This is a genomic window from Komagataeibacter oboediens, assembly GCF_003207815.1.
Lineage (GTDB): Bacteria > Pseudomonadota > Alphaproteobacteria > Acetobacterales > Acetobacteraceae > Komagataeibacter > Komagataeibacter oboediens.
On sequence record NZ_NKTX01000020.1, the window covers coordinates 20,430 to 34,264 of the forward strand.

A 13,835-nucleotide genomic window follows, 5' to 3' on the forward strand; every position below is an offset into this window, starting at 1 on the left:
TCATCCTACCCGAATGGGTAGGTCTATATTGCAGCGCTCATTTTTTTATCGGATTTTTTTCTTTCCCATTCCGTAATGATAACGATTATGTGTCTGCCCGTCCCGTTCCCCGGGGCGGGATTGCACAGTGTGACGGCACGGTCAGGTGAAATGCGCAGGCGACACATGGCGGCCGCCTTGGACGTGATGCGTGGCCGTCTTGCATGACCGGGGGACGCCGCGCTACTTCCCGCGTGTCTTCCACAGCTACAGGATGCTGATATTGGCCCATCCCAGCAAAAGTAATGCGAACCACCGGACGCGCGCCATTGTCGTGGCGCTGGCGCTGGGTGTTGTGGCGGGGCTGGTCCTGCATGCGGTGGGACCTGCGGCCAGCGAACCCGCCGCCCGGTTTGCCAGCCTGCTTACGGGCCTGTTCCTGCGGCTTGTGCGCATGATCATTGCCCCGCTTGTCTTTGCAACGCTGGTGTCAGGCATCGGTAGCCTGGGTGATGGGGCGCAGGTCCTGCGCATCGGGGGGCGCATCCTGCTGTGGTTTATCGTGGCGTCCTTCCTGTCGCTGGTGACGGGGCTGGTTGCGGCCAACCTGCTGCAGCCGGGGTCCGGGTTCACCACCCCGCTGTCGGTCGGGGATCTGGGGCTTGCGCATGGGCATTTCGACCCGGTCGAATTCGTGCTGCATGTAGTGCCCACCAGTATTTTTGACGCCATGGGCCGCAACGACATCCTGCAGATCGTGGTGTTTTCCATCCTGTTCGGCCTGGCTCTTCCGGCGGCGGGGAAAGGGGCGCAGCGCATGATTCTGCCCTGGACGGGGGAACTGGCGCGTATCATGCTGCGCATGACCGACATGGTCATGTACGCCGCCCCTGTTGCGGTATTCGGGTCCGTCATGGGCAGCGTGGCCCATAGCGGGGCAGGGATACTGGGCACGTTCGGTCTGTTCCTGTGCAAATTCTATGGCACGCTGGGTGTGCTGTGGGTCCTGCTGACGTCCATGACCTTCTGCGTGCTGGGACGGCGCGTATTCGCCCTTGCGCGGCTGCTGGTGCAGCCCATCCTGCTGGGCTTCGCCACGGCCAGCAGTGAATCGGTCTATCCGCTGCTTGTGGAACGGCTGGAGCAGTTTGGCGTGCCCGACCGTATCAGCGGGTTCGTGCTGCCGCTGGGCTACAGCTTCAACCTTGACGGGTCGGTGCTGTTCCAGTCCTTCGGTGCGCTGTTCATCGCGCAGGCCTATGGCATCCATATGCCAATGGGCCAGCAGATCGCCATGGTTCTGGTGATGATGCTGAGCAGCAAGGGCATTGCCGGCGTGCCCCGTGCAGCCCTGGTCACGCTGGCGGCAGTCATGCCGCAGTTCGGCCTGCCCGAAGCGGGGCTGGCGCTGATCCTGGGGATCGACCACTTCCTCGACATGGCGCGTACGGCAACCAACGTGTTGGGCAATGGTTATGCCGCCGCTGTCGCCGCACGGTGGGAAGGGGCACTGGAATCCCGCCCGCTGGCGGAAGGGGAATGAACAGGTAAAACTTTATGGGTGCCGCCTTTTTTCGAAAAGGCGGCGTTTCCTGAAGCTTTTTTTCAAAAAGCTTCACCAAAAACTTCTCTGGTTTTCAGAATGTGGAACGGGACGGTCTTTCAGCCGTCCCGTCCGTGTTTTTACGCCCTGGCCAGTGCTGCGCCCAGCTTTTCATCCAGCACGTCAAGGAAGGGCTGGGTATCAAGCCATTTTGTGTCCTTGCCCACCAGCAGGGCGAGGTCCTTGGTCATCTGGCCGCCTTCGACGGTTTCAACGCACACGCGTTCCAGCGTCCGGGCAAAGTGGGTCACGTCGGGCGTGTCATCGAACTTGCCACGATAGGCCAGGCCCCGCGTCCATGCAAAGATCGACGCGATGGGGTTGGTGCTGGTGGGCCGCCCCTTCTGGTGTTCGCGGAAGTGGCGGGTCACGGTGCCATGGGCGGCTTCGGCTTCCACCACGTCGCCCGTGGGGTTGAGCAGGACCGAGGTCATGAGGCCGAGGCTGCCGAAGCCCTGCGCCACGATGTCGCTTTCCACGTCGCCGTCGTAGTTCTTGCACGCCCAGACATACCCGCCTTTCCACTTCAGTGCGCAGGCCACCATGTCATCGATCAGGCGATGTTCGTAGGTCAGGCCCAGCTTTTCGAACTCGGCCCGGAATTCCCGTTCGTACACCTCCTGGAACACGTCCTTGAACATGCCGTCATAGGCCTTGAGAATGGTGTTCTTGGTGGACAGGTAGACCGGCAGCTTCCGGTCACGCCCGTAGGCCAGCGATGCGCGCGCGAAACCTTCGATCGAGGCCCGGGTGTTGTGCATGCCCAGCGCCACGCCGGGGCCCTTGAAGTCATGTACGTCAAGCACCTGCTCGGGGCCGCCATCGGCGGGGGTGTAGCGCAGGGTGACCTTGCCGGGGCCGGGAATACGGGTTTCGGCGGCACGGTAGATGTCGCCATAGGCATGGCGGCCGATCACGATGGGCTGTGTCCAGTGCGGGACAAGGCGCGGCACGTTGGAGCAGATGATCGGTTCGCGGAAGATCGTGCCGTCAAGGATGTTGCGGATGGTGCCGTTGGGCGAACGCCACATCTTCTTCAGGCCAAATTCCTCTACCCGTGCCTCATCAGGGGTGATGGTGGCGCATTTCACGCCCACACCGTACCGGCGCACGGCCTCGGCGGCTTCCACCGTTACGCGGTCATCGGTCTCGTCACGGTGGCGGATGCCAAGGTCGTAATATTTCAGGTCGATATCCAGGTACGGCAGGATCAGCCGTTCGCGGATGAAATGCCAGATAATGCGGGTCATCTCGTCGCCGTCCATTTCGACAACGGGATTTTTGACCTTTATTTTTGCCATGGTACGTTTGTCTGCCTTTATGATTCAGTTTTTGTAATGACTGTTTTTTCTATGGTTTTTTCTGGCGCCCGTTCGCGCAGCGGGCCTCCCGGCGGTCGCATTATTAGGCGTGCCGACAGGGGATAAAAAGCATTGCCGCATGCGGGTTCATTCACAAACGTGCCATCTCCCTGCCGCATGGGCGCATGATGGGGCTACCCGCGCGCGGGGGCGTGTGACATGAAACGGTCATGATCGCCCGTCCTCCCCCGGATACGGCCTGCTGGCGCGCGCGCTGCCGGCGTATCTGGCCCGATGTAATGTTTTGCCTTATGGCCGCCCTTGCGCTGCTGCCCGCCTGTACGGCGTTGCAGGGGGTGGTACGGTCGGTGGTGCTGTGGGCGGTGATCGCGCTGCTGGTCAACAGCAGGCGGGTACTGCTGGGGCTGCTGCTGCCTGTGGTCGTGCTGATGCCTGCCGCGCTGTATTACATCGGCATAGGTGGCGCGCCGCCCGGCTATCCGCTGTGGCTGATCCTGTTTTACTGCTCGTTTCCCGTTATGGTGGGGTACGTATGGCCTGTCCTGCCCTATCTGGTGGCATGGGCGCTGTTGTGGGTGGGGCTGACCGGAGTTTACCTGTCGCGGCCACGTGGCGCGGTGGTGAACTGGCGGGTCCGTACGCGCTTGGCCTGCGTGGTACTGTTGTTGGGTTGGATCATTGTTCCCACCGTGCAGTTATGGTGGCACCTGCCCGCCACGCGGGGCGGGACCGAAAATCCGCTGGTGCCCATCCATTCCCGTTTTGACCGGGCATGGCCGTGGAGCATGGTGACCGGCTACGTCGCCGCCCGGCGTGAAACCCGGCGCGTGACCGATATGGCGCGACGGATCAGCCATGAACCGATCCATTTCGATCCCCCGCCGCCCGCTACGCCACAGGTGGTCGTGCTGGTGATCGGGGAAAGCGCGCGGCGCGACCATCACCATATCTATGGCTACGGCCCGTCCACCACGCCGGAAATGGAACAGGTGCCGGGGCTTGTGCGCTTTGATGACATGGTGACCCCCTTTGATTACACGGTTGGCGCGGTGCCGGTCATCCTGTCGGGATATGACCGGCTGCGACCCGGTGCGGCGCCAGGGCATGATCTGGTGTCGGTGTTCAATGCGGCGGGATTTGATACCTGGTGGATCAGCAACCATCCCCGCCTTGGCCCATATGACAGCGTGATTGGTGCCTATTCGGAACAGGCCCATCATATCGCTTACACCACCGTGCATGACGGGATCATGAGCAGTCCGGTGCTGGATGAACGCATGCTGCCGGTCGTGGATCATGCCATTGCGGATGCGCACGGACCCGTCTTTATCGTGCTGCACCTGTTTGGCAGCCATGAAAACGCGGCCGATCGGTATCCCCGCGGTTTTGCCAGTCTTGGCACGTCCTATGACAACAGCATTGCCTATACCGACCACATGCTGGCCCATGTGCGCGCTGCGTTGGAAGCCCATGGGGGGGAATCCGCCCTGTTTTATGTATCCGATCATGGGGTGCGGGTTACGGAATGCACGGGCGGGATTCCCGCACATGGGGATGTGCGCGCCGCGTATGAAATACCGTTCTATCTATGGACATCCGCCGCATGGCAGGCGGCCCATCCGCAGGCGGCACAGGCCGCGCGGGATAACGTGCATGTCCCGCTGACGCTTGCGGCCCTGCCGCCAAGCGTACTGGACGCGGCGGGGCTATATTACGGTGCGGCGGATGCGGGTCTGTCGGTGCTGTCAGCCCATCCCGCCCGTGTGCCGCGCATCGTGCACGGGGACAGCGGCACCAACCAGAACGTCGATTATGACCACAGCCATGATGATGGCAGGTGCCATATCGCACGGGACTGAAGACAGGCGTTCCGGGTGGCGCTGTTTTCAGAATGTTTCAGGGGAACGCCGCCTTTTCGGAAAAAAGGCGGCACCCGAAAACTGTCATTCCTTTTTGGTAAGCATTCCGGGCTGGAAAAGCCCTTATTGCCCGTTGGGGTGCTTCTTCAGCCATGCGTCATAACGACGCTTGTCCATACAGTAGGCAAGGTTTTTGTACAGCTGGATATGGCGGATATGCGTCACGTCCTCCTGGCAGGCGATCTTGTCGCTGTCCTGATATTCATCCCACGCGGGCTGCAGGACCAGCGCGCGTTCCTTTTCCTGTGTAACGCAGGCATTGGTGACTTCATCGCCAAATTCCGTCGTGCAGTCATCGACGATCGGATAATTGGGGAATGCCAGCGCCGGGGCGGGCAGCTTCACTTCGGGCCGGATGTAAAGCGAGTTCAGTTCCCCTTCCGGCACTTCGGCCCGCGCCGTGGAAATGCCGCTTGCTGCCAATACGCCCAGCAGGGCACAGGTAATGAGCTTTTTCATGTCTGTATGCCTTTGTTCAAAACAGGATATGGCGGGCATGTGGCGAATGTGACCCTGCCGTCGTGCCATGCCAGGGAAAACGGATAAACCGGCGTGCGGGTTTAGGGTAGCGGTCCCATCCACTTTCGCCATGCAGGCCAGCCATGGATGATCCTGGCCAGTGCAGCATAACCGCCGCCTGCGGGGTGGGCGCCATCGCCATGGGCGATTTCGGCACACCATGACGGATGCGCCAGCAGCGGGTTCCAGACCGACAGGAAGGGAACGTCCAGCTGCGCGCATAATCCGGCCATGGCATGTGACAGGGCCCGCGTGCGGTCATCGGGGCTGGCGCGGCCGACCGGGGTGGGGCCGATAACCAGAACCGGCCATGTCTGCCGGGCCTGTTGCAGGATTTGCTGCGCTGTCGCGATGCTTTCATCGTGCGGCACGCGTGGCAGGCCATGCGCCGTGGCGGTGCAGTCATTGACGCCAAAGGACAGCACGACGCCGCCATCATGGCGTCCCGCAAGGCGGGGCAGGGTTTCGGCATGCCATCGTACGGCAATGTCACGGCTGGTCTGTCCCCGCACGCCCAGATTATAGGGCGTGACGTCGTATCCTGCCTGCCGTTCCATGGCGCAGAGGCGTCCTACCCATCCCTGACAGGTTTCATCGCCCGTTCCCGTTACGTAGCTATCGCCGATAAAACAGATTCGCATTCCCCCATGATAGGCGCGTTGGCGAGGGAAAACCATGGCGGAACGGATTGGTGCTTCTGCACTTTCTTATTTTGTTCTCATGCTTTAGGGTTTGTGAACACGCTGCGAACATGGGGTGGGAACACAGGAATGCGGGCAGGGATCGTGCCATGGCTGGGATGCGGGCTGCTGCTGGCCCCGCCGCCCGCCATGGCGGGGCAGTCAGGTTATGGCGTGCCCGCCGCAACCGTGGGCTGTATGCAGGCGGCGACGTTGGAACGGGTGGACGGGCTGGCTGTCACTGCCGCGCATGAGCGCGTGCTGGCCCAACTGCATTGCAGGCGTGTGGACGGGACAGGAAGCTGGCAAATGCTGGGCCATCATGGCGATGCGGTGCTGCTGCGCCACCTGCCTGTCCGCAAAGGGGATGTGCCGCTTTATTTCCCTGCTGCTGCCGTGCGCCCTGCATCGGGTATGGCGGTGGTGCTGCCACCTGGCCTGTTGCGCCTTGTCCTTGCGGGGGTGGGGGCGGTGCTGGCATGGCCGCTGCTGCGGTATGGCTGGCGGTTTTTCCGTCGGCACCGGGCATGGCGCGTATGCAGGGGGCTGGTGAACCGGCATGCCGATGCCCTGCGCATCCGGCGCAGGCAACTGGTGCAGGTCAACAGCTATGGCGTGGAACGTACGACCCGATGGCGGCGCGAACAGGCGGAATTCATCAAAACGGTCGTGCAACCCACGTTACGGGCACGCCGCCTGCAATGGGCATGGCCGGTCATTGCGGACCGCGTGCAGGCCCGGATCGAACATGTGGCCAGCCAGAAACTGTCGCGTGGGGAGGCCGTGCAGGCCGGCAGCGGTTACGCGCCGGACATGGACCCCATTGCATATGAACGTTATTGCGCCGAACGCCTGCGGGCCTGTGGCTGGGACGCGCATGCGACGCCGCCCGGCGGGGACCAGGGCGCGGATGTCATTGCCACGCGCGGCAGGACGCGTCTGGTCGTGCAGTGCAAGCTGTATCGTAATGCGGTGGGGAATGAGGCGGTGCAGCAGATTTCGGCAGCCCGGCTGCATTATCAGGCGGACGTGGCGGCCGTGGTGTCCAACTCGGATTACACGACATCCGCCCGGCAGCTGGCACAGTCGAACCACGTGGCCCTGCTGCATCATGATGAACTGCCTGCCTTTGCCGCCCAACTGGCGCGGGCACGAAAAAAGGCATGAGTCTTCATCATGTCATAACATGACAGAATGTGTCTGATGGATGCGCGCCGGGTGTCCCCGGCGCGACATGGTCAATCGCGTGATGCTGCGGGAACAGGTGCGGAAGGACGATTGCGCGTACTCAACCGGACCGTGATCAGCAGATGGGCGATCATGCGTGCAGAGTTGCTCATGTATCATACCTCCTATCTTTCCTATACATGAATCGTTTCACGAAAGCGAAGGTTTCCTGCAAAGTTGAAACAAATTCCGTGTGCCGTTGCGCTTTATGGCCGCCATCCCCATCTCTACGGTCAGATATGACAGGATGAGGGAAAAGTTTGAGACGACATCGTGTAATGCTGGACGGGCGTGAACTGTATGCGGGCGCGCAATGGACCCATGTCCAGCGGTTTGCGGATGCCCTGCGTGCCCGTGGGCATGACGCCGTGGCGATTCGTGACGAGACGCCGCTTCCCCCCCGTGCACCGCGCCCCCGTCTGAGGGGCCTGCCGCCATGCGGGCCGGGCCACGGACGCCGCCCGTAGGGCATGGCGTACATCTATCTGCTGGTTGCGATCGTGGCGGAAGTCACCGCTACGTTCTGCCTGACATTGTCCAACGGCTTTACACGTCTGGTGCCGTCCTGCGTCACGGTGGCGGGGTACGCCGTGGCGTTCTATTCGCTGTCGCTGGCGTTGCGCACTATCCCAACCGGCATGGCGTATGCCATCTGGTCCGGCATTGGCACGGTGCTGATTGCGCTGGTCTGCCGCGTGGTGCTGGGACAGAAGCTGGATCTGGCGGCCATTGCCGGCATGACGCTTATCATATGCGGCGTGCTGGTCATGAACCTGCTGTCCGGCGCGGGCCGACATGGATAAAAAAGGCCGGTCCCACAAGGGAACCAGCCCGTTTCATTACCGTCGGCCGCCGGGACCGCCGCCCCCGTGGCCGCCACCGCCATGACCACCACTACCGCCGGGACCGCGTCCGCCCCCACCGGGGCCACCGCCACCCGGTCCGCCACCATGGAAGCCCCCACCGGGTCCACCACCGCCCGGCCTGCCGCCACGGAAACCGCCACCGGGTCCGCCGCGGCCACCACCGTGGCCGCCGCCCCATCCGCCGTCGCGTCCCATATAGATGGGCGCACCGCCGTAATAGTCGCCATATCCGCTGTAATAGCCGCCGGAGGGACCGTAGCCGTACCCACCATAGCCGCCATAATAGCCGGGACCGTCGACACAGGCGACAAGCGGGCTGGCCAATGCCAGTACCGTCAATGACCGGGTCAGTCGTTTCATGGGAAAGAGCGTCCTTTTTCCATATACAGCTTCACGTCCTGATCCAGTCAGGTTTCCCACTGTATAAAGAAAAAAGGCACAAAGACGACCATTGATGGCCGTCGCCACGCCGGCCGGGGGGCGTAATGCTGCACGCCACCCGTTACCGGCGGGTTTCAGGAATTATTTCAGGCCGTCGGCCTTGGCCAGTTCCTTGACGCGGCGCAGCAGGGAAACGGCATAATCCTCGGCTTCCATGGCGGAACTGAAGCCGCTCAGCGTGCCGGTCAGGCCACCGATGTTTACTTCGAGGCTGTACTTGCCCTGTGCGTCGGGACCACTGGTTGCCACTTTGCTCATGATAGCATCCTAATTCTTGTTCTGTAGGGGACACACGGCGTGTCCGTTCCCAATCACATGGGGTCGAACAGCGTCGTGATCCATGGCCGTCGCCGCATGGCAGCCTGTCATGTCGCTCTCTTGACATGGGACAGGCCCATACGGGGGCGTGGGTCCGCCTTGCCTATTTCTGGCGGGCGAGTTCGGCTTCCAGCTTCCTGGCGCGTTCTTCAAGCGCGCGGGCGTGTTCGGGCCGGTCCTTCAGCGCAATGGCGTAATCCCGGCGCACCTGTTCAAGTTCACGCTGCAGATCCGTGGCGGAGGGAAGGTGGTGTCCTGCTGACATAAAGAATTCCTGTGTTTCGTAATGGATTGTTCCTTCATGTCGGAACATATTTTCCCGCTGCAACCTGTCCTTTATGCGGATGTGGTATGACATGGCCGGACAGCGGCTTGCGATGTCGGCCATCATTGGCATGATTGGCGGATCGTGGAGCACGGTGGCCCATGGGCACCGGGCAGGGCCACCGGAACAGCTGGCAGGGGAGAACCGGACGTGGATTTCAAGGCGGGTGATATTGTGGTGGTCAAGGATGATGCGGCCGTCAGACCGGAACTGCGCGGCATGAAGGGCACGATTGTCGAGATTATCGAAAACGGACAGATTCGCGTGCGCAGCGACAGCACGGGAAATGACGAATGGTTTTCCGCATCCGACCTGCGGCATGAATGAACGGGACGGGGATCAATCCCCATCCCACAGGCGCAGGAACGCGTAAGGATAGGCCCTGCAGGTCTGGACAAGGTGCCGCATCCGCACGGACCAGTCGCGTGAAGGGATGGAGGGCGCGCGGGGTGCCTGCATGACCATGCTCCTTGCCTGTCTCGGGACCGGCCCTGTGGCAGGGCACCGGCCCGGATGGTTCGTGAATTCCGTAACGTCATACAGGCATGGAAGATGCACTGGCGGGATTCACATCCGCATGAAATATCCCTGATGTGCGATACATGCATTGCGGCTGCGCATGCCGTGTTTGGACGCCTGTCCCTTCCGGGTGTTAGAAGGAACGGGGCCGGGCCTGCCGGTAACCCGATCGACAGACAGCGAAGAGATTTATGAACCGCGGCAAGATTATAAAATGGGCCACCATCATGTCCCTGCTCCTGATGATTGGCAGCGTGGGGGTGCTGGTGCGCGGTATGACCGCTGACGGGATTGGCCCGGTCTCATGGATGGTGGCCGAAGGACTGGCGGGCCTTGGCCTGCTTGGTCTTGGGGTGATCAACATATGTGGCGGACGCGACTGACCGCGACGCGCCCGCTTTTCTCCACCTTCAGTTACCCATGCCCGGCCCGCCAGAGCCGCCGGGACCGTCACTGGGCGCATCCTGTCCTGGCGATCCGGTCATGCCGCCTACGCCGCCGCTTTCGCTCGGGTCGGTGGGGGGATGGCCGGACTGGCATGCTGTCAGTCCCGCCAGCAGTAGCAGAACGGCAATTTTTTTCATCTGGGTCTTACGTCCTTCAATCACGCTATGGTGAGGTATGTAAGGATATTCCCCCCGGAATCAACGGTGTTTCCCTACGGCCATCAAGGATGGTGGGGCGGCACGGGTTGCACGCCCAGACGATAAAGGGTGGTTTCGTTGTATGTCTGTCCCGGTTTCAGTTCGATACCGGGGAAAGCCGGGTGGTTCGGGCTGTCGGGGTAATGCTGGGTTTCCAGCGCCACGGCATCCGTCTGGCGATAGGTGTGCCCCGAGGGGCCGGCATAACGCCCGTCAAGTGAATTGGATGTATAGACCTGCAACCCCGGCTGCGTGGTCAGCACGTCCAGCACCCGCCCCGAGGCCGGATCCCACAGGTGGGCGGCTGGCACCGGGGTGGGTGAAAGCTGGCTGTTGACGATCCAGTTCTGGTCATAACCGTGCGGATACATCATTTGCGGGTCCGTATTGCGCAGGCGCTCGCCAATGCGGTGGGGTGTCCGGAAATCAAGCGCCGTGCCCGCGACCGGCGCGACCGTGCCCAGCGGCACCGATTTTGCGTCGATCGGGGTGAAGCTGTCGGCATTGACCTGCAGCATCTCGTTTTCAATGGAACCACTGCCCTCGCCATTCAGGTTGAAATAGCTGTGGTTGGTCAGGTTGACCACGGTGGGCCGGTCCGTTGTCGCGACGTAGTGCAGCGACAGTTCATTGCTGTCGTTCAGGCTGAAGGTGACATGGGTGGTCAGCGTGCCGGGAAATCCTTCGTCTCCGTTCGGGCTGACCAGCTTCAGGGTCACGCTGGCGCCATTAGCGGTGGTGCCCGCGTTTTCCACTGTCCATACATGTTTGTCGAACCCCCTGCGACCGCCATGCAGGGCGTTGGTCCCCTCGGTCCGGGGGATGTGGTAGGTCTGTCCATCCAGCACGAAGGTGCCATTGGCGATGCGGTTGGCCACGCGCCCCACAGTCGCCCCGAAAAACAGGCCGCCATGGGCGCTGTCACGGGTATATCCCACCAGCGTCGGGAACCCCAGCACGACATCCGCCACATGGCCGCGTGCGTCCGGTGCATCGATGGCGGTTATGGTCGCACCATAGGTCATGACCTGCACGCGCATGCCGTGCCGGTTGGCCATGGTAAAGCGTTCGACCACCTGGCCATCCGCCATGGTGCCAAATGGGGCGCGGTCCAGCGTTACGGGCGGGGCGGTATCAGCGTGCGCCGCTGTCGTCATTGCTGCCGCCAGCAGCAGCCCCGCAAGGGAAAAACGGTATTCCGAGCGCGAAAAAGAAGCGTGCATGGAGCATTCCTGTCATGATCCGGCTGGTCGGAAATCCTGTTATCTGCTGTTTATCTTGCCGCCATTGGCACGATCCTGCAAAACAGGGCAATGAAACCGGTTCTGGTGTGTACGCGTGCGGTTCGTGCGCATGAAAGGGAGAAAATGCGATACAGGGTTGTGGTGGCGCTGATGGCTGCGGGCATTGCCTGCGGTGGAACGGTAGACGGCGCATGGGCGGAACAGGTACAGGACCTGCCCGCATCCCCGGCCCCGCATGGCGAGACGGACCTGCAGAAGCTGCCGCCGTACCAGAACAAGGTGAATGAATATATCGACCTTGCATCGGTTCAGGTGCATGGCACGCATTCATCCGCCACGTTCATCCAGGATTTTGACGAGGACATGATCCGTCACGGGCTGCCGTTTGCCTCGGTCAGGTTTTCCGTCATGTACAACTGTGCCGCGGATACATACCGCACGCTGTCCTATGCCACATGGTCGGGCCATATGGGCACGGGCCACCGGATAGCGGACGGCCCGGTGCCACGGGGGGAAATGACGGTCGATCCCTCCCTGCGTGATGGCAGGCGCATCGCATGCGCCCATGTGGGGCATAATCATGCCGGGGGGCAATAATCCCCGTTTGGGGATAACCCGGGAAGTGATGTGGATAACAGCGTGGATGGGTCGGCGCATCATGCGCTGAATGGCTCGGGGAACTGCTAAAAATGAACGATAAGGCTTCTGTGGATAGTCATGTAATCGATGCCGTGGCGGCATCGCTGCCCACCACTACGGCCTCTGATACGGCCTCCATCCCGCCACAGGAGCAGGCGCGCGTTTTCCTGCAGCATCTGGCGCAGCGGGGGCTGACGGTCGCCCCGGTCGAAGGGACGGATGGCGCATCGGCCCTGCACCAGATTTCACAGGGGCTGATCGACCTGTTCTCCAGCGAGGACCGCAAGCTGAAATACAGCGCCCTGCTGGTGCTGTTCCTTGTGCTGGTGGTGCTGTACATCCAGCCGCTGGTCATCCTGTTCGGGCTGCTGCTCAGCGGCGTGATCTTTTTCATATTCGCGCTGACGCGCCGCAGCCAGACCGCTGACTGACCCGGAAGCTGTCTGGAAAGCACCCTGTAAACATAAGGAAGTTTTTGGTGAAGCTTTTTTCGGAAAGCTTCTGGAGACGTCGCCTTTCTGGAAAAAGGCGACACCCGAAACCTTTTATTTTTTGTTATCGATACGCGGATTTTAAACGACTTCTCAGGGGGAACCGGCGGTGGCGGCTGGTGCCCCACCCTGCTGTGCCGGGTTCTTGGCAGGCATGATGTCGTCGCTGCCGCTGGAGCCGGAGACAAGCTGCCACTGCCGCCGGTCATCCTGATAGCGCGACAGGCACATCAGCAGTGCCTGATATTTTTCCAGCCGCCCCGGATCACTGACCAGTGACAGGCAGGCGGCGCGCAGGTCACTGTCATACCCGGTCCAGTGCGCTGTCAGGGCTGCCTGGCTTTTCTGTTCGGCGGACACGCATTCGCCATCCGTATCCTGCATTTCGATATGGGCGCGGTCGCAGTTGGCCGCGATGTCATATTGCGGCAGCGTCAACCTGCGCCCGTGCTGGGTGTCGTAGGGGTGGTGGGCCAGCTTTTCTATATCCACCACCGGGGTCGTCGCATGGGGCGCAGGGGCGGGTTGCAGCGGTGGTGGCAGGCTTTCGCCGTGCTGGGTTGCATACCGGGCCAGGTCATCAAGTGCTACCAGCGCTCCCTTGACCGAAAACGGTACCGGTTCATGTTCGAAGGGGATCAGCGCGCCCGTAGCCGCGGCCTTCAGCGCATTGACCAGATCCGGCACGGTATCCGGGTTCAGGTCGCCGCCAGCGGTGTCCCATTTCTGGTTGGTGCTGAAGATCTGCAGCGCAATGGTGAACTTGCCGATCATGACCATGGCCGTTTCCACCCCCTTGGGGTTGCGGTAACGACCGTGGCGCTGGTGGATGGCAATGCCCACGGTACCGCTGGTTGCACGGTAGAACATGATATCCAGCGTACCCTGATGGGACATGACCATGGGTTGGCCGGCTGGTCCGCTATTGGCGAATATCCAGTCCGGGTCGGCGGCGTGCGCGTGTGATGTGGCGCAGAGTGTCCCGATTGCCAGGATGGCAGCAGGTAGCAGGCGCATCCCGGCCCTTTCCTTCCAGTATCCATGAAATCCCGTTAGTGGCCCCATGATAACGGTGTGATACCGGCAGGCCAATGCCATG

Annotated in this window: 18 protein-coding genes; 9 read left to right on the forward strand and 9 right to left on the reverse strand. The window is 61.7% G+C overall.

The features are described 5' to 3' along the window. The first annotated feature begins 253 nt into the window (after positions 1–253). Positions 254–1,522: a dicarboxylate/amino acid:cation symporter gene (locus CFR80_RS09785; protein ID WP_181418192.1), complete on the forward strand. Its 1,269-nt coding sequence runs from the start codon at positions 254–256 to the stop codon at positions 1,520–1,522. Between the two features lie 140 nt (positions 1,523–1,662). Here CFR80_RS09785 and CFR80_RS09790 read toward each other — a convergent pair whose 3' ends face one another. Beyond that, positions 1,663–2,883, reverse strand: coding sequence for an NADP-dependent isocitrate dehydrogenase (locus CFR80_RS09790; protein ID WP_010515252.1), 1,221 nt, complete (start codon positions 2,881–2,883; stop codon positions 1,663–1,665). A gap of 230 nt (positions 2,884–3,113) precedes the next feature. Between CFR80_RS09790 and CFR80_RS09795 the strand changes: the two genes are divergently transcribed. Further along, positions 3,114–4,763: a phosphoethanolamine transferase gene (locus CFR80_RS09795; protein ID WP_110507292.1), complete on the forward strand. Its 1,650-nt coding sequence runs from the start codon at positions 3,114–3,116 to the stop codon at positions 4,761–4,763. 123 nt (positions 4,764–4,886) lie between these two features. Here CFR80_RS09795 and CFR80_RS09800 read toward each other — a convergent pair whose 3' ends face one another. Both CFR80_RS09800 and CFR80_RS09805 read right to left on the reverse strand, forming a co-directional pair. Further along, positions 4,887–5,282, reverse strand: coding sequence for a hypothetical protein (locus tag CFR80_RS09800; protein ID WP_010515254.1), 396 nt, complete (start codon positions 5,280–5,282; stop codon positions 4,887–4,889). A gap of 101 nt (positions 5,283–5,383) precedes the next feature. Then, positions 5,384–5,983: a GDSL-type esterase/lipase family protein gene (locus CFR80_RS09805; protein WP_029329591.1), complete on the reverse strand. Its 600-nt coding sequence runs from the start codon at positions 5,981–5,983 to the stop codon at positions 5,384–5,386. 129 nt (positions 5,984–6,112) lie between these two features. On the opposite strand from CFR80_RS09805, the gene CFR80_RS09810 reads away from it, so the two are divergent. From CFR80_RS09810 to CFR80_RS09820, 3 genes are all read left to right on the forward strand, one after another. Next, complete coding sequence (locus tag CFR80_RS09810) at positions 6,113–7,189, forward strand: restriction endonuclease (protein ID WP_110507293.1); 1,077 nt, start codon at positions 6,113–6,115, stop codon at positions 7,187–7,189. 320 nt (positions 7,190–7,509) lie between these two features. Continuing rightward, positions 7,510–7,716, forward strand: a complete 207-nt coding sequence (locus tag CFR80_RS09815; RefSeq protein ID WP_232275782.1) for a hypothetical protein — start codon at positions 7,510–7,512, stop codon at positions 7,714–7,716. 3 nt (positions 7,717–7,719) lie between these two features. After that, positions 7,720–8,052 (forward strand): DMT family transporter, encoded by a 333-nt coding sequence (locus CFR80_RS09820; protein WP_010515258.1) that lies wholly within the window; start codon positions 7,720–7,722, stop codon positions 8,050–8,052. 36 nt (positions 8,053–8,088) lie between these two features. On the opposite strand, the gene CFR80_RS09825 is transcribed toward CFR80_RS09820, so the two are convergent. The 3 genes from CFR80_RS09825 to CFR80_RS19285 all read right to left on the reverse strand — a co-directional run bounded on the left by CFR80_RS09825 (position 8,089) and on the right by CFR80_RS19285 (position 9,139). After that, entirely contained in the window at positions 8,089–8,475 is a 387-nt protein-coding gene (locus CFR80_RS09825) for a hypothetical protein (RefSeq protein WP_010515259.1), read from the reverse strand. A 162-nt stretch (positions 8,476–8,637) separates the two neighbouring features. Further along, positions 8,638–8,814, reverse strand: coding sequence for a hypothetical protein (locus CFR80_RS19280; RefSeq protein WP_010515260.1), 177 nt, complete (start codon positions 8,812–8,814; stop codon positions 8,638–8,640). A gap of 163 nt (positions 8,815–8,977) precedes the next feature. Then, positions 8,978–9,139, reverse strand: a complete 162-nt coding sequence (locus CFR80_RS19285; protein ID WP_167335751.1) for a hypothetical protein — start codon at positions 9,137–9,139, stop codon at positions 8,978–8,980. Positions 9,140–9,349: 210 nt separating this feature from the next. Here CFR80_RS19285 and CFR80_RS19290 point away from each other — a divergent pair, with 210 nt between their 5' ends. Both CFR80_RS19290 and CFR80_RS09835 read left to right on the forward strand, forming a co-directional pair. Further along, the gene (locus CFR80_RS19290) at positions 9,350–9,526 is read left to right on the forward strand and encodes a hypothetical protein (protein ID WP_010515262.1); all 177 of its coding nucleotides are present in this window, start codon (positions 9,350–9,352) and stop codon (positions 9,524–9,526) included. Between the two features lie 419 nt (positions 9,527–9,945). Then, a complete protein-coding gene (locus CFR80_RS09835) occupies positions 9,946–10,101 on the forward strand; it encodes a hypothetical protein (RefSeq protein ID WP_232275784.1) in 156 nt (51 codons plus the stop codon). A gap of 27 nt (positions 10,102–10,128) precedes the next feature. Here CFR80_RS09835 and CFR80_RS19295 read toward each other — a convergent pair whose 3' ends face one another. Continuing rightward, positions 10,129–10,302, reverse strand: a complete 174-nt coding sequence (locus CFR80_RS19295) for a hypothetical protein (RefSeq protein ID WP_010515265.1) — start codon at positions 10,300–10,302, stop codon at positions 10,129–10,131. Positions 10,303–10,385: 83 nt separating this feature from the next. Further along, entirely contained in the window at positions 10,386–11,585 is a 1,200-nt protein-coding gene (locus CFR80_RS09840) for an aldose epimerase family protein (protein WP_010515266.1), read from the reverse strand. A 144-nt stretch (positions 11,586–11,729) separates the two neighbouring features. Between CFR80_RS09840 and CFR80_RS09845 the strand changes: the two genes are divergently transcribed. Beyond that, a complete protein-coding gene (locus CFR80_RS09845) occupies positions 11,730–12,203 on the forward strand; it encodes a surface-adhesin E family protein (protein WP_232275787.1) in 474 nt (157 codons plus the stop codon). Positions 12,204–12,295: 92 nt separating this feature from the next. Then, on the forward strand, positions 12,296–12,676 hold the full coding sequence (locus CFR80_RS09850; RefSeq protein WP_010515268.1) for a hypothetical protein: 381 nt from the start codon (positions 12,296–12,298) through the stop codon (positions 12,674–12,676). A gap of 153 nt (positions 12,677–12,829) precedes the next feature. Here CFR80_RS09850 and CFR80_RS09855 read toward each other — a convergent pair whose 3' ends face one another. After that, positions 12,830–13,753 (reverse strand): hypothetical protein, encoded by a 924-nt coding sequence (locus CFR80_RS09855; protein WP_010515269.1) that lies wholly within the window; start codon positions 13,751–13,753, stop codon positions 12,830–12,832. Positions 13,754–13,835: the final 82 nt, after the last annotated feature.

Excerpts from the sequence above, each read along its gene's own strand:
- CFR80_RS09785 (WP_181418192.1), top strand. The coding sequence starts at position 254 with ATGCTGATATTGGCCCATCCCAGCAAAAGTAATGCGAACCACCGGACG.
- CFR80_RS09790 (WP_010515252.1), bottom strand. The coding sequence starts at position 2,883 with ATGGCAAAAATAAAGGTCAAAAATCCCGTTGTCGAAATGGACGGCGAC.
- CFR80_RS09795 (WP_110507292.1), top strand. The coding sequence starts at position 3,114 with ATGATCGCCCGTCCTCCCCCGGATACGGCCTGCTGGCGCGCGCGCTGC.
- CFR80_RS09800 (WP_010515254.1), bottom strand. The coding sequence starts at position 5,282 with ATGAAAAAGCTCATTACCTGTGCCCTGCTGGGCGTATTGGCAGCAAGC.
- CFR80_RS09805 (WP_029329591.1), bottom strand. The coding sequence starts at position 5,983 with ATGCGAATCTGTTTTATCGGCGATAGCTACGTAACGGGAACGGGCGAT.
- CFR80_RS09810 (WP_110507293.1), top strand. The coding sequence starts at position 6,113 with ATGCGGGCAGGGATCGTGCCATGGCTGGGATGCGGGCTGCTGCTGGCC.
- CFR80_RS09820 (WP_010515258.1), top strand. The coding sequence starts at position 7,720 with ATGGCGTACATCTATCTGCTGGTTGCGATCGTGGCGGAAGTCACCGCT.
- CFR80_RS09825 (WP_010515259.1), bottom strand. The coding sequence starts at position 8,475 with ATGAAACGACTGACCCGGTCATTGACGGTACTGGCATTGGCCAGCCCG.
- CFR80_RS19280 (WP_010515260.1), bottom strand. The coding sequence starts at position 8,814 with ATGAGCAAAGTGGCAACCAGTGGTCCCGACGCACAGGGCAAGTACAGC.
- CFR80_RS19285 (WP_167335751.1), bottom strand. The coding sequence starts at position 9,139 with ATGTCAGCAGGACACCACCTTCCCTCCGCCACGGATCTGCAGCGTGAA.
- CFR80_RS09835 (WP_232275784.1), top strand. The coding sequence starts at position 9,946 with ATGTCCCTGCTCCTGATGATTGGCAGCGTGGGGGTGCTGGTGCGCGGT.
- CFR80_RS19295 (WP_010515265.1), bottom strand. The coding sequence starts at position 10,302 with ATGAAAAAAATTGCCGTTCTGCTACTGCTGGCGGGACTGACAGCATGC.
- CFR80_RS09840 (WP_010515266.1), bottom strand. The coding sequence starts at position 11,585 with ATGCACGCTTCTTTTTCGCGCTCGGAATACCGTTTTTCCCTTGCGGGG.
- CFR80_RS09845 (WP_232275787.1), top strand. The coding sequence starts at position 11,730 with ATGCGATACAGGGTTGTGGTGGCGCTGATGGCTGCGGGCATTGCCTGC.
- CFR80_RS09850 (WP_010515268.1), top strand. The coding sequence starts at position 12,296 with ATGAACGATAAGGCTTCTGTGGATAGTCATGTAATCGATGCCGTGGCG.
- CFR80_RS09855 (WP_010515269.1), bottom strand. The coding sequence starts at position 13,753 with ATGCGCCTGCTACCTGCTGCCATCCTGGCAATCGGGACACTCTGCGCC.